This is a genomic window from Parabacteroides timonensis, from assembly GCF_900128505.1.
In the GTDB taxonomy this organism is placed as follows: domain Bacteria; phylum Bacteroidota; class Bacteroidia; order Bacteroidales; family Tannerellaceae; genus Parabacteroides; species Parabacteroides timonensis.
This window is the reverse complement of record NZ_LT669941.1, coordinates 1331682-1354761: the sequence shown is the minus strand read 5'-3', so window position 1 is coordinate 1354761 and position 23080 is coordinate 1331682. Positions and strand designations below refer to the sequence as shown.

Genomic DNA, 23080 nt, shown 5'->3' with positions numbered 1-23080 from the left:
ACATTAAAAGATGACATCTATACCTCAAGACATAATTATCCGATCGATCCGAAAAACAGCAACGGAGGCTGAACTGAATACGCTTAACCAATGGTTAAAGGAGGATCGTAAAAACGTGGAATACTATTATCAACTGGAGGAAATATGGAGTTTGCGCACGGAACTATCCAAAGAAACTATTAATAAAGGTTGGGAAAAAGTTTCAGCGGAAATAATGAAACGATCATTATCTATTGTTCCGCCAAAGAGGAAATCATTTATTTGGTTACGTTATGCGGCAGCTATGTTTATTGGGATAATAATAGCTTCTGCTGCATGGATAAATCTTCCGGTAAAGGAAAAAGTTCCGGATCAGAGTGTACTTGTTCAGAATGTAGTATACAATCGAACAGGTGTACAATCGATTCTTTTGCCTGATCAATCGGAAGTCTGGATCAACGAGCACACAAAGATAACTTATCCGGAAGAATTTAATGGACAAAAACGTATCATAGCTCTGGAAGGGAAAGCCTATTTTGATATTCAGAAAAATAAGGAAAAACCATTTGTTGTACAGATAGGAGAGGTTGAGGTAGAAGTGACCGGTACGGAGTTTTTTGTAGATTCCTTTTCGGAAGAGGAGTCTCTAGTGACTTTGATTACAGGGGGAGTCAATTTGAATTATAAGAATATCGAAGGGAAATGTATTTCAAAAGTTCTTATTCCCGGCCAACAGGCAAATATAAACCGACAGAACGGAGATATTAAGATAACAGTTGTGGATACAGGATATTATGTTGCCTGGAAAGATGGAACCTATCGTTTTACGGATGAAACGTTGGAGAAGATTGCCGGACTGTTGGCAAAACATTTCGATCTGGATTTTCAAATATCAGCTTCATTAAGGAACAAACGATTTACAGGTCGGGTGACTCCGGAACAAAGTATAGAGGATGTTTTGACATCGATCAGTAAAAGTTATTCTGTGAAATATCAAATTATAGGTAAAAGTGTAAAAATCAACCCACGATAATATTTAATGTCTAACTAATAAAATCTAATTGCCTATGGAAAAGGATTGATGTTAACCTTTCTGAAATAAAAGAGCCGGAAGATATGGCCATCTTCCGACTCATAAAATTTTCAATTTATTAATCCAGCCAATAACCAAGTAATCTTGCAGGATCCGGTTAATGGCAACAAATTAAAAACAAACAAATGTATGAAAAATTGCAGACCTGGAATTCCTATTCCTAAATTTTTATCACTTATTATGAGAATCGCCTTCCTCTTGTTTTTTGTTGGTGTTTTGCAGACGTACGCTATAGGTACTTATGCACAAATTACACAGTTAACGATTCATGAAAATGAAATTGAACTGGGAGATCTTTTTAATAAAATAGAACAACAGACCGACTTCTATTTTTTCTACAATAACGATCAGGTCGATAGACATCAGAAAGTGAATGTAGATGTAAAGAATAAAACAATCTCTGAAACCCTTGAACTTATTTTGAAAAATACCGGTATAACTTATCAGGTGAACAACAAGATGATTATTCTTAACCATCAATCTGCACAGTCCCCCCAGCAGGATAAAAGGATAATTACCGGTTCGGTTACCGATGAACGGGGAGAAGCAGTTATCGGGGCTAATGTCGTGGAGAAAGGTACTACGAACGGGGTTGTGACAGATATAAACGGAAACTTTTCCATTGCGGTTTCCAGTCATTCGGCCATACAAGTTTCATATATTGGATATGTGACTAGGGAAATGGCGATAGGAAATCAAACTTCTTTTTCTGTTGTCCTGAAAGAAGATTCACAGTCACTGGATGAAATTGTTGTCGTAGGTTTCGGTACTCAGAAGAAAGTGAATCTTACCGGTTCCGTGGGAACGATTGATTCTGAATCGCTGGAGGCACGACCTGTTATGACGGCTTCACAAGCATTACAAGGTTTAGTTCCCGGATTGAATATTTCGCAGAATAATGGTATGCTGGAAAGTCGTAGCAGTATTAATATCCGTGGTGTGGCTACGATCGGGTCAGGTTCAAATGGAAGCCCTCTGATACTGATCGATGGGATGGAGGGAGACATTAATGCCATTAACCCGCAGGATATAGAAAACATATCTGTTCTAAAGGATGCAGCTGCATCTTCCATATATGGTTCGCGTGCACCTTTCGGAGTAATTCTGGTAACAACCAAGAAAGGACGGCAGGGAAAAACAGTTGTGAATTATAATAATAGTTTCAGGTGGAGTGATCCTGTCTTACTCCCTAAAATGGCTGATTCATTTGAGTTTGCAACTTATTTTAATGACGGGAATATAAACAGAGGGGCTACTCCTCATTTTAGTGAAGACCACATTAAACGTATTTTGGAATTCCAGAGAGGAGAAATAACAACTAATATCATAGAAAACCCTAACAACCCTACGTATTGGGGGGATGGTTATATGTATGGGAATGATAATGTCGATTGGTATGATGCGATATATAGAAGTTGGGTTTTTTCACAAGAACATAATTTTAGTGTCCAGGGAGGAAGGGAAACCGTCAACTATTATTTATCCTTAAATTATTTGGATCAGAACGGTTTAATGGAGTTCAATCAGGATACCTACGACAGATATACCGCTACCGCAAAAATTAATGTACAAATAACGAATTGGGCACAATTAAATTATAGTAATCGCTTTATTCGGGAAGATTATGGAAGGCCTTCATTTTTAAAGGATAATTTGTTTTTTGATTTAGCCAGACAAGGATGGCCTACGTTACCATTATATGACCCTAATGGCTATCTATATAACTCACCTTCTCCGGCTTTAAACCTACGTGACGGAGGTCGGGGTAGATGGCAAACGGATTATCTGTATCAACAAGTTCAATTGGCGTTGGAACCAATAAAAGATTGGAAAACATTTATCGATTTCAACTATAGGATAACGAATAGGAATACCCATTGGGATATTCAGAAAACGTATAATCATGATGTAGCCGGGAATCCTTATCCCTCCAATAACAACTCACAAGTGCATGAAGATCAAAATAAGGATAATTATTTGAATATGAATGCATATACCGAGTATTCGAAAAGTCTGGTATCTGGGCATAATTTCAAAGGAATGGTGGGATTTCAAGCTGAGTTATTTAAAAACAGAGAATTTGGAGCCGAACGGGAAGGTATAATTATTCCTGGATATCCTGTTATCGATCTTACTACGGGTATAGATGTGAATGGAAAATCTGTTATACCGGGAGTGAACGGTGCAAATAACCACTGGTCAACTGCAGGGTTCTTTGGAAGAATTAATTACGATTATCTAGGAAAATATCTGGTGGAGGCCAATCTGAGATATGATGGGACATCCCGTTTTCGTTCAGATAACCGTTGGAAGTTGTTTCCTTCTTTTTCCATTGGATGGAATATAGCGCAGGAAAGCTTCTGGTCTTCTCTGGCAGAATATATTGGAACACTTAAACTCAGAGGTTCATACGGTGAATTAGGAAATCAAAATACCAGTAGTTGGTATCCAACTTATCAGTTGATGGATGTGAAAGCTTCTGACGGTGCCTGGCTGGTCAACGGTGCTAAACCCAATACAGCTACGGTTCCGGGATTAGTAAGTTCCAGTATGACCTGGGAGAGGGTGAATACCTGGAATATCGGTTTGGACTTTGGTATGCTGAACAATCGTTTAACAGGCTCTTTCGATTATTACAACAGGAAGACATTGGATATGATAGGCCCTGCACCTGAATTACCCGTAACTTTAGGAACCGGTGTACCCCAAACGAATAATACAGACTTGAATACCTATGGTTTTGAGTTGTCGATTGCCTGGAATGACCGTCTGAATAATGGATTGGGATATGGGGCTAAGTTTTTATTATCCGATTCACAAACCGAAATTACCAGATATCCGAATGAAACAGGAAATTTGAATACTTACAGGACTGGTATGAAAATGGGGGAAATTTGGGGATATACCACTGTAGGAATTGCGAAAAGCCAAGAGGAAATGGATGCATATTTGGCCTCTTTGCCCAATGGAGGTCAAAATACTTTAGGTAACCAATGGGGAGCCGGTGATATTATGTATGTCGATATCAATGGAGATGGTAAAGTAGACGGAGGTGCTAATACATTGGATGACCATGGTGATTTAAGTATAATTGGAAATAATAGGCCCCGTTTTCAATTCGGATTAGACCTTAATGCTGATTACAAAGGTTTTGATATGCGCTTGTTCTTTCAGGGAGTCATGAAACGTGACTACTTTCAGGGTAGTTACTATTTTTGGGGTGCGAACAATTCTATTTGGAATTCGACGTGTATGGAACCTCATCTGGATTATTTCAGGGAGGATGCGGATCATCCTTTGGGACAAAACTTAGATTCGTATTTTCCACGTCCCGTATTTTATTCTACAAGGAATCAACATACCCAAACTCGCTATCTTCAAAACGCGGCTTATATACGTTTAAAGAATATCCAACTCGGATATACTTTGCCTAACTCGCTTACGGACAAACTGAAAATATCTAAATTACGTTTCTATGTGTCTGGGGAAAACCTTTGGACAGGAACAAAGTTGATTGATGTTTTCGATCCGGAGACAATCGATGGAGGATGGGAAAATAACGGAAATGCATATCCTTTATCAAAAACGATATCCGTTGGTTTAAGTTTAAATTTCTAATACAATATGATTATGATACATATATTAAAATCAATAGTAGCAATAGGTTTAATGGGATTGTTGGTTAGCTGTAACGATTTTTTGGATAGGGAGCCTCTTTCTCAAATCACACCGGAATCCTATCTGAATGAAGAATCGCAATTAGCTGCATATGCTAATAAATTGTATCCGGACATTTTGCCTTCTTATGCAGGAAACAGTACTGGTTTCTTAAGTGATATACATACGGATATTGGGGTCTATCTGTCTGGGTACGATAACCGTTTTGTTCCCGGCGAATGGAAAGTATCGCAATCGGGTGGTAATTGGGAATTCTCAAAAATATATAGTTTGAATTATTTTTTGGAGAAGGTATTGCCTCTTTGGAAAGAAAATAAAATAAGTGGTATAAAAGAGAATATTGATCATTATGTAGGTGAAATATATTTTTTGAGAGCCTTAATGTATTTCAAGAAAGTGGATACATATGGTGATTATCCTATCATCACGACTGTTTTGACGGACGAAAAAGAAGTATTGACAGAAGCTAGTAAGCGTTTTCCCCGCAATGAAGTTGCACGTTTTATTCTTTCGGATTTGGATCAGGCCATCTCTTTATTACAGGAATCATCACCGGATGGAAAGAAGAATCGTATTTCACAAGATTGTGCGCAATTACTTAAGTCAAGGGTTGCTCTTGTGGAAGGTACCTGGTTGAAATATTTTAAAAACACCGCATTTGTTCCTGGTGGAGAAGGTTGGCCGGGAAAAAGTAAGGGTTATAATGCTAATTATCAATATCCGTCGGGAAGTATAGATAATGAAATTGACTATTTTCTGGGGCAGGCGATGGAAGCGGCTATGGCTGTTGCCGATAAGATTCCTCTAGTAGAGAACAATGGAGTTTTACAGCAAAGTGTAACGGATCCTGTAAATCCATATCATGATATGTTTGGTGCAGAGGATATGTCGGTATATAGTGAAGTTTTGCTCTGGAGACAATATGACAAAGGCTTGGGTATTTCTCATAATATACCACAATTTGCCCAATTGGGTAATGCCGGCATGGGATTGACACGAGGATACGTAAATTCATTTCTGATGGCAAACGGATTACCGATTTATGCTCCTGCTTCAGGATATGCAGGTGATGACCTGATATCGGATGTGAGAAAGAATAGGGACGGCCGTTTATGGTTGTTTTTGAAAGAACCCGGCCAAAAGAACATATTATACGAATCGAGCGAAGGGTCACATTCTACTTTAGTAGAACCTATACCGGATATAACTAACGGAGCTCTTACCTATGGATATCCTACCGGTTACGCTTTGCGTAAGTATAATAATTACGATCAAAAACATGGTGCGGCCGACAAGGCATTTACCGGTTGCATAACCTTTAGAGCAGTAGAAGCTTATTTGAATTACATGGAAGCTTGTTATGAGAAAAATGGGGTATTGGATAAAAAAGCGGAAAGTTATTGGAAAAGTATCAGACGTCGGGCTAAAACCGATGAAGACTTCACTAAAACCATAGCAGCTACGAATATGAGTGAAGAAGCTAAAAATAACTGGGCGACTTACTCCGGTGGCCGGTTGGTTGATGCAACCCTTTATAATATCCGTCGCGAACGTTCTTCCGAACTGATTGCCGAAGGATTCAGGTATCTGGATTTGAGACGATGGCGGTCGATGGATCAACTGATAACTACACCTTATCATGTTGAGGGATTTAAATTGTGGGGACCGATGCAAAAATGGTATGATAAACCGGATGGCGGGACATTACTTATATATGGACTGGATAATTCTGCCGCAAATGTTTCGGATCCGGCGATCAGCGAATATTTACGTCCTTATGAAATATCATCTAAATCTTGGGTTTTAGAAGGATATAGATGGACTATGGCACATTATCTGTCTCCAATAGCAGTTCAGCATTTTTTAATTACATCTGATAACAATGATGTTTCGACATCCCCGATTTATCAGAATCCGGGATGGCCGACAATACCGAATCAGGGACCTTTAGATTAATGAACAATATAATATGAAAAAAATAATTGTATTAGCACTTCTGACTCTATTATTTGAGGGGTGCATCACCGCTCAAAAAAATAATATCGACCTGAGTGGTGAGTGGATGATTAAACTTGATCCTGAGGATAAAGGTCTTAGTGAACAATGGTTTAACAATGAATTTAATGATCGGATAACTTTACCGGGATCTTTGCAAGAACAAGGGTATGGTTATGATATTGATATCCATACCCGCTGGACTGGACAGATAGTCGACAGTACATGGTATAATGCTCCTGAGTATGAGAAATACAGGCAAAAGGAAGATCTGAAAGCTCCTTTCTGGCTGAATCCCGAGAAACACTATGTGGGAGTTGCCTGGTACAGGAAAGATGTTGATATTCCATCCAGCTGGAAGGGTAAAACGCTTCTTCTGGAGTTGGAACGGACACATTGGGAAACAAACTTATTTGTGGATGGGAAGGAAATCGGTCATCAGGATGGTATATCGACACCTCATCGGTACGAATTGACAGGTTTGGAACCGGGAAAGCATAATATTGTTTTACGGATTGATAACAGGGTACATATTCCGGTTGGGATTAATTCCCATAGTGTATCCGACCATACGCAAAGTAATTGGAACGGTGTAATCGGGAAACTAATGTTATCTGTTAAGCCCCAGGTATCTATTGAAGATGTGCAAATATATCCAGATCTCGTTGCTAAGAAAGTAACAGTGAATGTTTCTGTAAAGGGTTCAGGGAAAGCACGACTTTCTTTTCAAATAGTGACACCTGATGGGGAACCGGTCGGTACACCTACCCGTTTGGAGCAGAATGTTTCAAATGGAGTAATGAGTCTTGAGGCGGTTGTGAATGCAGGAAACAATATACGACTTTGGTCTGAACATACACCTGATTTTTACCGATTGAAAACAACAGTAACATCTTCCGGCGAATCGGATGAACGGTATACTAACTTCGGTTTCCGTGAGTTTAAAAAAGTAGGAACGCGTTTTCATGTCAACGGACAACCGACCTTTCTAAGAGGGACGCTGGAATGTTGTATTTTTCCGTTGACCGGTTATCCGTCTACAGATGCAAAATACTGGGAAAAGATTTATCGTTCTTGCAAAGAGTTCGGATTGAACCATATTCGTTTCCATTCCTGGTGTCCACCGGAAATAGCCTTCCATGTAGCAGATAGTATGGGACTTTATCTACAGGTAGAATGCGGTGCCTGGAGTAACGTAGGCGAAGGTGGATATATTGATGAATGGCTTTATGCCGAAGGTGAGAGGATATTGAAAGAACATGGCAATCATCCTTCATTCTGTATGATGGCTCATGGGAATGAGCCGGGTGGGGCTAATCGGGATAAGTATCTATCCAGACTGGTCGAGTATTGGAAAAAGAAAGACAACAGAAGGGTTTACACAAGTGGTGCAGGTTGGCCGTATATTGAAAATGCTGATTATTGGAACGCTGTTGAACCACGCATTCAGCGTTGGGGAAAAGGACTTAACAGTATTATCAATGCGCAACCGCCATGTTCGGATTATGATTTCAGGGAAATGATCAAAAAAGATATGCCGACTGTCAGTCATGAAATAGGGCAATGGTGTGTATATCCGAATTTTAAGGAAATAGGTAAATATACGGGTGTACTGAAAGCGAAAAACTTTGAAATATTCAAAGAAACGCTGGAGGAAAATAATATGGGACATTTGGCGGATGATTTCCTTTATGCATCCGGCAAGCTTCAGGTACTTTGTTATAAGGCAGATATAGAAGCAGCCTTGCGTACCCCAGGATTTGGAGGATTTCAATTACTGGATTTACATGATTTTCCCGGACAAGGTACTGCTTTAGTCGGTGTGTTGGATGCATTTTGGGATAAGAAAGGTTATGTTGACGGGAAAACATATAGCATGTTTTGTAGCGAAACGGTACCGTTGGTCCGTTTTCCTAAAATGGTATGGATGAACAATGAGCAGATGAATGTTCCTGTAGAATTTGCCCATTTTGGTGAAAAGCCTTTGCAAAATGCTCCTATCTTCTGGACAGCTGTCAATGCCGATAATGAGATTGTCGGGAAAGGTCGTTTTTCCAAAGATCTTCCTTTGGACAACTGCATACCGGTCGGAAATATCGATCTGTCCTTTGAACAGCTGAAAGAACCGACTCAATTGACTATAACTGTAGGTATAGAAAATACGGAAATCAAAAATCAATGGAATATTTGGGTATATCCGGTGCAAAAAGCGATGGTTAACAATCAACCTTATATTTCTTCTAAGTTTGACAATACTGTTATCGAGAAGTTGAATAAGGGTGAATCCGTATTTGTTATTTCTCCGAGGGGAAGCGTTCTGCCGGAAAAAGGGGGAGACATTGCCATAGGATTTTCCAGTATTTTCTGGAATACGGCATGGACAAGAAATCAGGCTCCTAATACTTTGGGAATATTGTGTGATCCTTCACATCCTGCTTTATCTGCTTTTCCAAACGAAGGATATAGCGACTATCAATGGTGGGATATTGTTTCTGATTGCGACGCTATGATTATGGATGATTTCCCGGTCGGTTTCAAGCCGATTGTTTATCTGATAGATGACTGGTTTAAAAACCGGAAGTTGGGTATATTATTTGAGGCAAAGGTCGGAACCGGAAAGTTGGTTGTATGTAGCTCCGACCTGAACCGGAATCCTGAAAAATATCCTGCAGCAGCTCAGTTTAAACAAAGTATATTGGAATACATGGCATCTGATAAATTTGATCCCCAAAATGAACTCAAACCGGAAGTGATAAAGAGTTTATTTGTAAGAGAGAAGAAATAAAATGTAGAACAAGGAGTTTGTCAAAAGCCTGAATTGTTGTTATTCTTAGTGTAAGAGCATATGGGTAATACATTAATGCAGGCTTTGGCATTTCCTTCGAATATCAATGTAATGTCATGAAAAGAAAAATTATTTTCATATTGTTTGCAGTAGGATTTACTTGCCTGATACAGGGACAAATCCCTAATTATTATAAAGAACAGAATCGAATTTATCTGGATTCAAAAGAAAAGCATGCGGGAGCATTTTCCTGGACAATGAAAAAGGCCGTAGAAGTGAAAGTATCATCGGAAGTCCTTTCCAAGCCTGATTATAAAGAGGATGATTGGATGCCGGCGATTGTACCGGGTACGGTTCTCAATTCTTTGGTATATAATAAGGTCTATCCTGAACCTTATTATGGATTGAATAATAAGTTAACATCTAACCTTATCCCTGATCTGTCAATTGCCGGACGTGATTTCTATACTTATTGGTTTCGTACGGAATTTGAGATTCCGCAAGACTATAGAGATAAGTTGATATGGTTGCAGGTCGATGGTATTAACTATCGTGCAGAAATATGGGTGAATGGACATTTACTCAGTACGATAGCGGGTATGTTTCGGCCCGATTATATCAATATCACTGACTTTGCAAATATAGGTACAACTAATGCATTAGCTATCAGGGTATATCCGGTAGATGTATCGGGTACAGTCAGGCAAAAACAATGGGGTGCTCCGGGTGAGTTTCACAATGGAGGCGACGGTAATATCGGCCTGAATACAACTATGCTGATGAGTGTCGGATGGGATTTTACTTTTCTGGATGGTATTCGTGACCGGAATACGGGTATCTGGAAGAATATATCCTTATATACTACCGGTCGGGTTGTACTCCGTCATCCTTTTATCCAGTCTGATCTGGATAAGCCCAATTATAATAAGGCTAAAGAGACGGTCAGTGTAGAAGTGAGTAACCCAACAACCGGACGGGTTAAATGTACAATAAACGGAGAAATTGTGAACGAAGGAATAACCTTTAGTAAAGAGGTTCATTTGTTCCGGGGAGAAACTCAAACAGTTACTTTCACACCTGAGGAGTTTGCCGGATTGGAAATAAGAAATCCGCGTTTATGGTGGCCTTTGTTTAAAGGAAAGCCGGAACTCTATGAATTAAAACTGAATGTAATTGTAGACGGTATTGTTTCTGATTCAGTAAAGACACGTTTCGGCATCCGTGAAATTACCTCTGATACGAATACACCGGATAAATCCCGCCAGTTCTATGTTAATGGCAAAAAGATATTTATTCGTGGTACAAACTGGATACCGGAAGCCATGTTGCGGACCTCGGACGAACGAACTTACGCAGAACTACGGTATACCCGGCAGTCAGGTGTTAATCTGATTCGCTTTTGGGGTGGAGGTATTGCCGAATCAGATTATTTCTTTCAGTTGTGTGACGAAATGGGATTGCTCGTCTGGCAGGAATTTTGGATGACCGGCGATACGAAACATCCTCATGATAAAGATTTATATCTGAGTAATATGGAAGCAACTGTAAAGCGTATCCGAAATCATCCTTCTTTGGCCTATTATGTATCGTCCAATGAAAGTACGGAAATGCCGGGTGCTGAAGCTTTGATCCGAACTTTAGACGGAACACGTGGATACCAGATGGAGTCAGAATGTTGTGGAGTTCATGATGGCAGTCCTTATAAGCAGGTCAACCCGATGCAACATTATGAGAATACGGCTTCGGAGCGTGGTAGTCGTATTGATGGGTTTAACCCGGAGTATGGGGCACCGACTTTACCAACAGTAGAGACATTGCGTGAGATAATGGATGAAAAAGATCTTTGGCCTATAAATAAAGAAGTATGGGACTACCATGATGGGGGAGGTTTTCATCTTATGACTACTATGTATAAAAAGCTTACAAATAATTATGGTCTTTCTTACGATATTGAGGAGTTTGCGATGAAAGGACAATTTGTCGGAGCGATGAATTCGAAGTCGATCTGGGAAGTATGGAATTATAACAAGCTGGACTATGGAGATCGTTATTGTTCTGGTCTGCTATTCTGGTATCATAACTGTCCGCTACCACAGGTCTGTGCCCGTATGTGGGATTATTCCCTGGAACCGACGGCTTCTCTTTATCATACGCAGAATGCTTTGCAACCATTGCATCCTCAGTTTGATTACCTGAAGAATACAGTGTCTGTATATAACGATTACTATCGATCATTTAAAGGTTATAAGGTGACAGCTGAGGTTTATGATATTAAGAGTAAAAAGGTGTGGGAGAAAAGTCAACAGGTAGATATTCCTGAAGACGGTGTTGTCAACGATCTTTTTACAATAGACTTTCCGGTCGGAATATCGCAGGTACATTTCATTAAGCTTCGTCTTTTTGACGAGGAGGGAGAAATGGTTTCCGATAATTTTTATTGGCGTTCAAATGATATATATGAAGGCCCTAAAACTCTTACCGGTCCTACTTCTTCAGGATTTGAAAGTCTTTCAGAATTGAAAGAAGTGAAATTGACAACAAAGCATCGATTGGTTAAAAAAGAGGGATGGCAGGTTATGGAGCTGGAAGTACGAAATCCTTCCCTTTCACTGGCTTTTTTTGTACAATTACAATATTTGGATGAAAACAGTAAGCCAGTACGACCAAGTTTTTATACGGATAACTTCTTTTCGCTACTTCCTGGTGAAATGAAAAAGGTAACAATAGAGACCGCTCTTGATGATCTGCCGGAAAATGGTACTTTTGTAGTAAAGGGATGGAATGTTAAGTCGCAAATAATAAAATAGAAAGTTTTATGAAAAAGAAATTTATCAGTGTATTTCTCTCCACACTTTTCTTTTGTTCGCTACAAGCACAGGAAAATGAAATCACAATCGATCCGTCTGTTTGCCTGGGAGAAATTTCTCCTTTTATTTACGGACAATTCATTGAGTATATGGGACGGTGTATTGATGAGGGAGTCTATGACGAAAATTCTCCTTTGTCTGATGAAAGAGGTTTTCGTCGTGATGTACTGGAGAAAGTGAAAGAACTGAATCCGCCCATGCTTCGTTTTCCTGGTGGTACGGTGGTAAAGACTTTTCACTGGGAAGATGGCATAGGGCCGAAAGAGCAACGGAAGGCGAAAAAGAACCTGGTCTGGGGAGGTATCAATACCTATCATTTCGGAACTTGTGAATTTATCGAGTATTGCCGGGAGATAAATGCCGAACCGGTATTGGTGATCAATCTTTCTACTGGTACACCGGATGAAGCGGCTAATTGGGTAGATTATTGTAATGGAACAGAGAACACCTATTATGCTAATCTTCGTCGTTTACACGGTTATCCGGAGCCTTTTCGGGTAAAATACTGGGCACTAGGGAATGAAGAAGCTGCGGAACCGGATGCCGGTCGACATCAGGATCCGCATAAATATGTGGAAGATGTATGGCATTTTATCAAACTGATGAAACTGACCGATCCTTCTATCCAATTGATTGCTAACGGAGAAAGTCAACATCCGGAATGGAATAAAATTATTCTTAAGGGCTTGGATGGGGCAGTTGATTATATCTCTTATCATGCTTATGTAGGTACTGACGAAGGGAATCCTTATTCCATTTTCAAGAAAATACGTTATGTGGACGAACGGATTACTGATTTTGCAAAATTAGTGAAAGAGAACTCCCAGGAAGTAGTAAAGGATTGGAAGAAATGGTATCGTTTTCCACATCGTACCAAGCCAGTTCAGATAGCGATTGATGAATGGGGTATCTGGGAACAACAGGAACCTCCTTATGGGACTACCAATACTTATGAATGGTATCATGCGTTAGCTACAGCTCATTATCTTAATTCTTTTCATCGGAATGCTGCTCATATCGGTATGGCCAACTGGGCGCAAATGGTTAATATTCTGGCTCCTATTATGACTGATGAAGATGCTTCTATTAGACAAACTGTATTCTTTCCGCTGAAAGAATACAGAGCTCATGTGCTTAATGAAAGTATCCTGGCTAAAGCAATCTCTCCAATAATAGAAAGTGATCTTGCTTCTTTAGATGTTTCTGCATCTATCGACAGGGAGAAGATGTTATTGACTCTGTTTGTGGTGAATGTGAATCCTCAGAAACTTAAAACCAAATTGAATTTCTCTAATTGTAAAGTCGATAAGCTTCTGGATACAACTGTTTTATCTGCAGATTCATTAAGGGCTAGGAATACATTAAAAAATCCCGGGGCTAATGTTGTCTCTACTAAACAAAACCAGGTAGCAAGGAATGTTAAAGAGATTGTTTTTGACAGTGAGTCAATTACTATTTGCCGGTTCAAGCTGGCAAGTTTTGTTAAATGATATTCGGATAAGGATATTGCGAAAATACTGAAACTGATCGAAATCGAGTGAAACACCCTTGCTTCACTCGATTTTGATTTATTTATGAATCTCCACCAGATAGCTTGCATTGAATATCTCTCCTGGTTGTAGATGTTGCATCCAGTCTCTGTCCTTGTATTCACCGGTATAGTTTACCCGGTCGCAACGACCGTACCAGGGTTCGATGCAGACAAAAGGTGCATTTTTCGCAGGTGGCGACCACAGGCCGACTACAGGGGCGGTGAAATAAACAGTGAGGTAGGAGCTACCATTTTGGTTGAGCAAATCGACCCGTTTCACCTGACTGTCTTCGAGTACCAATGCGTCTTTGTCGAAAGTGTGCGTATCCAGTGGTAACAATCCTTCTTTATCGAGTGTCAAAGGATATTCCTGATTTCCTATGCAGCCTTTTTCCTGAATTAGTTTATACTTTAGTCCTTCTGTGCGGTCGAAGGCAAAGAAACCGCGTTTTTCACTGTTTTCATTATAACTGGGGTAATAGAATGCAGGATGTGCTCCGATTTGGAAGTGCAGTTCTTCGCTACCGGTATTTTTCACAACCCATACGATTTCTATTTGATTACCGGCCAGGCGGTAACCGATTTCGAGATAGAACGGGAATGGGTATAGTTTTAGCGTATCTTCATTTTCAGTCAGTTTAAAACGAAGTTCCGTTTCGGTTTCCTTTATCAGTTCGAAGTCTTTGTCTCGGGCAAAACCATGTTGCGAAAGCGGATAAGTGATGCCGTTGTGTCGGTATTCATTATTCCATAGACTGCCGACAATAGGGAACAAAATCGGTGAATGACGTTTCCAAAATGCCGGATTGGCTTGCCAGAGATATTCTTTTCCTGTGGCGTTGGCAACAATGCTGCTTAGTTCGGCACCATGAGGAGACACCTGGATGGTTAGTAAATCGTTTGATAATGTTTTCATATTCTGATAATTTTTGTATCGTTTTCAAGACAAGCAAAGTTAGTAAACTTCTTTTGGGAATTCCTGGCTGTTTTATAATAAAACAAAACGGAAAGCGTTAAAAGATCATTGAATACTTGAAAAATATGGTACTACACATGAAAGGATTGTTAGCGAAAAGCAGTTTTGTCTGTCTGTTTTGTTTTTGCCTGTCGTTCTCTTTACCAGCAAAAGAACGGTATACCCAAAGTTCTGTGTTGAGTAGTGGAAGTTGGGTGAAAATAGCAATCGATAAAGACGGAATCTATAAACTGACGGATGCCGAATTGGAGAATATGGGTTTTTCCGATCCTTCGAAAGTGGCCGTGTTTGGTTATGGCGGTTGGCCGTTAGATGAAGATTTCTCGAAACCCTATATAGATGATCTGCCAGCTGTTCCGGTGTTGAGGAAAGACGGTTACTTGCTTTTTTATGGGCGGGGAACCAGGAAGTGGGAGTATAAGAATGAGCAATATACCGGTCAGACAGGAAGAAAGACCTTTGTTCATACAAATAATCCTTATTCTGAATATGGATATTATTTCCTTACTTCTTCTCAGAACGTGAAAGAAATGGAGACGATAAAATCAGAGTCTAAAGATGCAGTGGAAGTATTTGATACTTTTGACGATTATCTTTTGCATGAAAAGGATTTGGTTTCTCTCAATACTTCGGGGCGTGAACTTTATGGAGAGTCGCTTATGTCATCGATATCAGTGCCTTTCAATAATGTAGAAGGGATAGTGCAGGAAGATGCTGTGGTGGAATGTCGGTTAATTGCCAGAACGGATGTTGCTAATAATTTTACTCTTTCGATAAAGGATGAAGAAGTTGCGAAAGGAGTTGTACCCAGCGTAGGTTCAAACTTTTACCACCGAGATCTTCTTTCTTATATAAAAGCTAAGTCAGCCGAAGCGTATGGTTTCTGGACCGGAAAGAAAGACAAGAATTTTTCTATTAAAGTAAACTATTCTGAAAGAAATAATAAAACAGCATTTCTGGATTACATTCGTGTACATCTGAAAAGAGAACTTCGAACTTATAATGAACCGACCTTTTTCCGTAATGTTTCGTCGATAGGACATAAATCCCGTTTTACAATAAAGAATGCCAACTCAAATACAATTGTGTGGGATGTTACGGATGCGTTAAATCCGAAAGTGATGGAGACGGAGTTGAGCGGAATGAATTTGTCATTTGTAATTCCTGAAGCAAATCAGCTAAGAGAGTTTGTGGTTATTCAGCTGGACAAGACGATTCCGTCTATTTCTGCAAAAGAGGCACAAATGGTTACTAATCAGAATCTGCATGGGTCTGAACAGGTCGATATGGTGATTATCTCTCCTTTGGCTTTTAAAAGTGAGGCGGAAAGATTGCAAAAAGCGCATGAAGAGAAAGATGGTCTGATTATCCGGATATTTACTCCGGAAGAGATCTATAACGAATTTTCAAGCGGAACACCAGATGCCACGGCTTATCGACGTCTGATGAAAATGTTTTATGACCGGGGTAAAGACAACGCAAAATCTCCTAAATATCTTCTGCTTTTTGGAGATGGTTCGTTTGATAACCGGTTCCTGACGAAAGATTGGAAGGATGTGAGTGAGAGTGAGAGAAAGAATATGTTACTTACCTACCAAACGACTGAGTCATTGGATATGTATTCGTATCCGGTAGATGATTATTTTGGTTTTCTGGAAGATGATAGTGAAAATGCTATTTATAACTATGATAGTAACAAGGATCAATATCCGACATCAACTGCAACATTGAATATTGCCATCGGACGTTTTCCAGTCCGTACTCGAAAACAAGCAGCACAGATTGTCGATAAGATTATTTCTTATATGAATAATTCAGATTTAGGTATGTGGAAAAATAATTTGTGCTTTATAGCCGATGATGGTAGTAATGCTGATAAATATGATACTGTTCATCAAGTCGATACGGAACAATTGACAATTATGTTGGAAGAGAATAAGAACTCCAAGGGATATATTGTTAATAAAATCTATTTCGACGCCTTTAAAAAAGATTTGGGAGGTGGTGGCAAATATCCGGAAGTGGAAGAGAGGATTATGGAAAAGCTGAGAAATGGCATGTTTCTCCTTAACTATGTTGGCCACGGAAACACGGAGAGCTTGAGTGACGAGTTGGTGATAAAGCATAACGATATTTTGAAATATACCTATAAGCATTTGCCTCTGTGGATCACTGCGACCTGTGACTTTTGTCGTTTTGATGCTGTTGCTACCTCTGCTGGAGAGGATGTGTTTTTGAGGGAAAAGAGTGGAGGTATCGCTTTGTTTACGACTTCCCGTGTTGCTTTCACTGGTATCAATAAGGCGATCAACAGCCGGTTTATGGATCAGTTATTTAATGAGGAAAATAGCCAACATCTTACGTTAGGTGATGTAATGAAGCAAACAAAGTTGAAAAATTATGCAGGAAATAGTCGTAAACTAGGCTTCTGCCTGATCGGTGATCCGGCATTGAAGCTATCTTATCCGAAGCATCGTGTTCAGGTTACGACAATTAACGGTTCGGCGATAGAAAAAGATACGGTTGTATTTAATGCAAATGCTTGGGTGACTGTGGAGGGGAATATTATTGATACGAAAGGAAGTCTTGTATCTGATTTTAATGGAGAATTGCGTACAAAGATCCTGGATGGCTACCGAAGAGATTCCACATTGGGAAATAATCCTTATAAAAATAAGATCTATTATCATGATTACTTTAATACCGTTTTTGAAGGAGGCGGTTCTGTGAAAGACGGTAAGTTCAAATTCACCTTTAAAGTACCAAAGGATATTTCCTATTCAGCGAAAACTTGCGGCAAAATGAGTTTATACGCTTTTGACAAGACCAGGGGTGAGGATGCACAAGGTTATTTTAATAAATTCCTTGCCAATGGGACGAAAGATGATCCGGATAATGATACACAAGGTCCTGAAATACGATCCTTGTTTCTGAACGACTCTACTTTTGTGAGTGGGGATCAGGTGAATAATACCCCTTATTTCTATGCAAAACTCTGGGACAAAAGCGGTATAAATGTGACAGGCAGTAGTATCGGACATGATATAACACTCAATATCGATAATAATCCGGCAACGAACTATACGTTAAACCGGTACTATGAATTTGTTCCCGATTCGGAAGGAGAAGGCATTGTTCGATTTGCTGTTCCGGCATTGAAACCGGGTTTACATGAAGCCGAATTCAAGGTTTGGGATATAATGAACAATCCTACGACTTGTACTTTTCAATTCGAAGTAGTGGAAGGCCTGAAACCTTTTCTTACCCGTATCATCGCTACTCCGACCCCGGCCAAAGGTAACGTGAAGTTTCATCTTTCATACAACCGGCCTGAGACACAGATGAAGGTCGGTATCATGGTCTACGATATTAGCGGACGCCTGCATTGGAAGCATGAGGAAACAGGATCGTCCGAATTATTCAAAGACTATGTGGTCGATTGGGATTTGAGAAATAATGCAGGCTCGCATGTACGCCCCGGCATTTATTTATACCGTGCCGCTATCAGCACCAATAATTCGAAAGAAGCAACTGAGACGGAGAAAATGATTATTTTATGGTGATTTTATCTACATTTGTAAGAAATAAGATAAACCATGGAAAGTATATACAAGGCAAATGAAGACAGATACAACGGAATGATGTATCGTCGTTGCGGTCGTAGCGGGATACTGCTGCCGGCTATTTCACTGGGGTTATGGCATAACTTCGGAAGTGTGGACGTATTCAGCAACTTTATCAGGATCGCCCATACCGCTTTCGACAATGGGATCACCCATTTTGATTTGGCTAATAATTACGGACCGGTCTACGGATCGGCGGAAGAGAACTTCGGCAGGATATTGAAAAAAGGCCTCGGCGCCTATCGTGACGAGCTCCTTATCTCGACCAAAGCCGGCTACGATATGTGGCCCGGCCCGTATGGAAACTGGGGAAGCCGTAAATATCTGATGGCAAGTCTCGACCAGAGCCTGAAACGTATGGGCCTCGATTATGTGGATATTTTCTATTCACACCGCCCTGATCCGGAAACGCCTCTGGAAGAAACGATGGGCGCACTGGCCGATATAGTCCGTCAGGGGAAAGCCTTGTATGTCGGCATTTCGAATTATAATGCAGAGCAGACAGCGAAAGCCCTCGCGATATTGAATGAACATCGTGTGCCCTGCCTGATCCATCAGGCACGTTATTCTTTGTTCGACCGTTGGACTGAACCCGATTTATTGCCTTTACTGAAAGAAGAAGGAGTCGGTATGATTGCCTTTTCACCTTTGGCACAAGGAATGCTGACTAATAAATACCTGCATGGAATACCTGAAAACTCCAGGGCTGCCAAATCGACCGGACACTTGCAACGTGAGCAGGTGACGGAAGAAAAAATAAACAAGATCCGCCGGTTGAACGAACTGGCGATGGAACGTGGACAGACATTGGCGGAAATGGCGTTGGCCTGGTTGCTGAAAGACGACCGCGTAACCAGTGTACTTGTCGGAGCCAGTTCGGTAGATCAATTATTAGATAATCTGAAAGCATTGGAGAATATCAGTTTTACAGCGGAAGAGCAGGAAAGGATTGAAAAAATATGAAACCATTCTTATACCAGATAGCTTCAATATTCTATCAGCAATACGGTGCGGAAGTCAGCAAGCTGGCTTTTGTGTTTCCTAACCGCCGAACGGGACTTTTCTTTCAGAAATATCTTTCGGAGGTAGACGAGAAACCTCTTTTCTCGCCAACCATCCTTACGATCAACGATCTGTTCGTGCAGCTAAGCGGTAAGCAGACAGCCGACCGTATCAATATGCTGTTTATGTTATACGATATATACATACGTCATAGCGGTTCGACAGAAACATTCGACGAATTCCTGTATTGGGGTGAGATGCTACTGAACGATTTCGACGATGTCGATAAATACATGGCAGATGCACGTATGCTCTTTACCAACGTAACCGACTTGCGCGAGATAGAGAATGATTTCAGTTTTCTGGACGAAGATCAGATTGCCGCTATCCGTACTTTCTGGTCCTCATTCTATCCGAAAGGCGATTCGCCCAACCAGGAAGAATTCCTTGCTGTATGGAAAATACTTTATACACTGTATGATGACCTGAAGAAGTCTCTCGCTGCCGAAGGCAAAGGCTATGAGGGAATGATCTTCCGTGAGGTTGTCGAGCAGATGGAGCAGGATCGTTGTTGCGACCTGCCTTATACAAAGGTGGTCTTTGTAGGACTGAACGCCCTTTCTGTTGCTGAGGAACGTTTCCTCCTGCAGTTGCAGAAAAGAGAGATCGCCGATTTCTACTGGGATTATGCTTCTGCCAAGGTGACCGACCCTGCTAACAAGGCCTCTTATTTCGTGGAACGCAACCTGAAGAACTTCCCTTCGAAATACCCTCTTCCCAAAGAAGAAGAGGTAAACACAAATATCGAAGTGATCGGTATCCCTTCGGGCATCGGCCAGGCCAAACAGGTCTATTCCTTATTGAATGAGCTCTGCAAAGAAGATGAAATGAGTCCCGAAGAGGCATTGCGTACGGCTGTTATCCTGCCGGACGAACATTTGCTTATCCCTGTGCTCAATGCAATTCCCGAGCAAATCCGCCGTATCAATGTTACGATGGGGTATCCGCTGGCCGGTACGCCAGTGGCTTCACTGATGGAATATATTCTGGCATTGCAAAAGAATGTCCGTTACGTAGACCGGCAGCCGATGTTTTATTTCCGTGATGTATTGCCTATACTGAACCATCGGTATATCAGTACCACGAACCCGGAAACCGTCTCTTTCCTGATCAGGGATATAGCCGAGAACAATAAGATATATATTACTTCTGCCGATCTGGGGAAAACACCTCTTCTTTCCGTCCTGTTCACTCCGGTAACGGATGTCGAGACCTTTTCCGATTACCTGATCAATGTATTGCAGGAGCTGAACAAGGTTATGTACACCCTCTCCGAAGAAGAGGATGAAGACGCCACCCAGCGGACCAATGATATCGAACAGGAATTTATCTTCCATTATTTCACGACTGTGAACCGTATGAAAGAGATCATGCAGGACACCGGTATTGAAATGAAGATCGACACCTATTTCCGCCTGCTGAAACGTGTGACGGATACGATCACGATCCCTTTCCGGGGCGAACCGCTTTCCGGCCTGCAGATCATGGGGGTACTGGAAACCCGTGCACTCGATTTCGACCGCCTGATCATTCTTTCTATGAATGAAGGAATCTTCCCGTTGAGGAAAGCGGCCAATTCGTTTATCCCGTATAACTTGCGTCGTGGATTCGGATTACCCACTTACGAGCATCAGGACAGTGTTTGGGCCTATCACTTCTATCGCCTGATCTATCGGGCAAGCCATGTCAGCCTATTGTATGACACCCGGAGTAACGGATTGCAGACGGGGGAGGTGAGCCGTTTCGTTCATCAGCTGCATTATCATTATGAACAGCCGATGCATGATAAATTGGTTGTCTATAATGTCTCGTCCGCTAAGACTCCGGCCTTACAGGTACAAAAGACCGATGAGGTGATGGCGCGTCTGGCTGCATTCCGTAAGGGCGGTGTACGTGCCATTTCCGCCAGTGCCGTAAATACCTATTTGGATTGTCCGCTTAAGTTCTATTTCTCGGTCGTTGAAGGTATCCGTGAAGAAGAGGAGGTGAGTGAGACGATAGAGAGTAATGTGTTCGGTAGTATCCTGCATAAGGTAATGGAAGAATTATATGAACCTCTTTGTGGAAAGATGGTGACAGCCGATTTACTGAAAGCCATCAAAAAAGATACTCCGGTACTGACCGGCGCCATTGCACGTGCATTCGCTGAGGTCTTTTTCAAGACAGACGTGGTGCGTCCGCTGACAGGTCAAAACTTCCTGATCGGAGAGATGATCCGCAAATATGTGGAAAAGATACTGGAGCGCGACAGCAAATTGACTCCGTTCAAATATATCGAATCCGAAAAAAAGATCAATTGCCTCTTTACCTTAAGCGACCGGTCGGAGATCCAGTTAAAGGGATTTATCGACCGTATCGACGAGGTGCGGGATGCCATCCGTATCATCGACTACAAGAGCGGTAGCGGAACATCTACGTTTACAACGGTAGAAAGCCTGTTCGATATGGAAGAGAAAGACCGGGCGAAGGCTGTGATGCAGGTCTTTATGTATTCTTTGATGTATGGTGAAGTCCCGGCAGGGAAAATACTTCAACCGGGAATTTATTATATGCGTACGCTTTTCTCGGACTCGTTCGATGCCGCTGTAAGTCGTCGTATAGAAAGAAACAGATCGGAGCGGGTAACTGACTATTCCGACTATTCGGCCGCTTTCGAAGCCGGTTTGCGTAATTGCCTGGATGAAATATTCGGTCGCGAGAAACCATTCGTGCAGACTCCGACAGAAAAGGCCTGTGCCTGGTGTCCTTTCAAGGATATATGCGGAAAATAATCAGAAAAGAAATCCCAGTGAGAAACTCATCATATTGGTACGCTTGTCGATCGAAATAGTTCGTTCGACAGGCAATTGTGATGATCGGTCTTTGAAATCGGATTCGATCTGGTTGATTCCGAACTCGTAGGTAAATTCAAAGAACAGACGCCAGATACTTACGCCCAGCCCGGCGGCAATGCCTATACCGAAAGGGGTATTGTCATTGATATATTCATTGGTAAGTTCAGAGAAATGGGTCGTGTAGCGTAACTTATAATTATATTTCAATTTAGGTCCGACCATCATACTGAGAGCATACGGACCCTCTTTCACCAGATAATATCCGATCATAACCGGGAGTTCCAAAGAAGTAGACTTGAGTTTAAGCTGGTCGTTTCCGGAAGTCTTACCTATCATGGTAGCGGTACTTTCTGTTTCTGGTAGTGAGAAAAAGATATCGCCTTCTGTCCGATACCAGGACAGATCAGGCTGGATAAAAAAACGGTCGATGTTGATCCTACAAAAGATAGAAGCTTGATAACCTACCTTATATTGTAACCGGATGTTCTCAGCTTCAACATCATCGATCCTGAGCGAGTTCACGATCGGGAAAGTTGAATTGACACCGACTTTAGCTCCGAAATTAAAAGCCTTATCCTCGATCTGGATAAACTTTTGTGCCTGGACCGAGATACCGGCAAAAGACATAAACAACAGAAGGAAGATCTTTTTCATAAT

General features: G+C 41.1%; 11 protein-coding genes. 9 read left to right on the top strand and 2 right to left on the bottom strand.

The window, feature by feature from the left end; all coding sequences use genetic code 11:
• The first annotated feature begins 10 nt into the window (after positions 1–10).
• The 6 genes from BQ7394_RS13160 (at position 11) to BQ7394_RS13135 (ending at position 13887) form a co-directional block, all read left to right on the top strand.
• The gene (locus BQ7394_RS13160) at positions 11–1012 is read left to right on the top strand and encodes a FecR family protein (RefSeq protein ID WP_075557858.1); all 1002 of its coding nucleotides are present in this window, start codon (positions 11–13) and stop codon (positions 1010–1012) included.
• Between the two features lie 189 nt (positions 1013–1201).
• Positions 1202–4690, top strand: a complete 3489-nt coding sequence (locus BQ7394_RS13155) for a TonB-dependent receptor (protein WP_075557857.1) — start codon at positions 1202–1204, stop codon at positions 4688–4690.
• 6 nt (positions 4691–4696) lie between these two features.
• Positions 4697–6706, top strand: coding sequence for a RagB/SusD family nutrient uptake outer membrane protein (locus BQ7394_RS13150; RefSeq protein WP_075557856.1), 2010 nt, complete (start codon positions 4697–4699; stop codon positions 6704–6706).
• A gap of 13 nt (positions 6707–6719) precedes the next feature.
• The gene (locus tag BQ7394_RS13145) at positions 6720–9530 is read left to right on the top strand and encodes a glycoside hydrolase family 2 protein (protein ID WP_075557855.1); all 2811 of its coding nucleotides are present in this window, start codon (positions 6720–6722) and stop codon (positions 9528–9530) included.
• Positions 9531–9646: 116 nt separating this feature from the next.
• Positions 9647–12337, top strand: coding sequence for a glycosyl hydrolase 2 galactose-binding domain-containing protein (locus BQ7394_RS13140; RefSeq protein ID WP_075557854.1), 2691 nt, complete (start codon positions 9647–9649; stop codon positions 12335–12337).
• An 8-nt stretch (positions 12338–12345) separates the two neighbouring features.
• Positions 12346–13887 carry an alpha-L-arabinofuranosidase C-terminal domain-containing protein gene (locus BQ7394_RS13135; RefSeq protein WP_075557853.1) on the top strand — a complete coding sequence of 514 codons (1542 nt, stop codon included), beginning with the start codon at positions 12346–12348 and terminating at the stop codon, positions 13885–13887.
• A 78-nt stretch (positions 13888–13965) separates the two neighbouring features.
• On the opposite strand, the gene BQ7394_RS13130 is transcribed toward BQ7394_RS13135, so the two are convergent.
• Complete coding sequence (locus BQ7394_RS13130; protein ID WP_075557852.1) at positions 13966–14844, bottom strand: aldose 1-epimerase family protein; 879 nt, start codon at positions 14842–14844, stop codon at positions 13966–13968.
• A gap of 137 nt (positions 14845–14981) precedes the next feature.
• Here BQ7394_RS13130 and porU point away from each other — a divergent pair, with 137 nt between their 5' ends.
• From porU to BQ7394_RS13115, 3 genes are read left to right on the top strand one after another with little or no spacing between them, the layout of a single operon-like run.
• On the top strand, positions 14982–18467 hold the full coding sequence (porU, locus tag BQ7394_RS13125; RefSeq protein ID WP_075557851.1) for a type IX secretion system sortase PorU: 3486 nt from the start codon (positions 14982–14984) through the stop codon (positions 18465–18467).
• A 33-nt stretch (positions 18468–18500) separates the two neighbouring features.
• Entirely contained in the window at positions 18501–19490 is a 990-nt protein-coding gene (gene mgrA / locus BQ7394_RS13120; RefSeq protein WP_075557850.1) for an L-glyceraldehyde 3-phosphate reductase, read from the top strand.
• Positions 19487–22360, top strand: coding sequence for a PD-(D/E)XK nuclease family protein (locus BQ7394_RS13115; protein ID WP_075557849.1), 2874 nt, complete (start codon positions 19487–19489; stop codon positions 22358–22360). The genes mgrA and BQ7394_RS13115 overlap by 4 nt, the downstream gene beginning before the upstream one ends.
• Here the strand turns inward: BQ7394_RS13115 and BQ7394_RS13110 are convergent, their stop codons facing one another.
• Positions 22361–23077 (bottom strand): porin family protein, encoded by a 717-nt coding sequence (locus BQ7394_RS13110; protein ID WP_075557848.1) that lies wholly within the window; start codon positions 23075–23077, stop codon positions 22361–22363.
• Between the last annotated feature and the right edge of the window lie 3 nt (positions 23078–23080).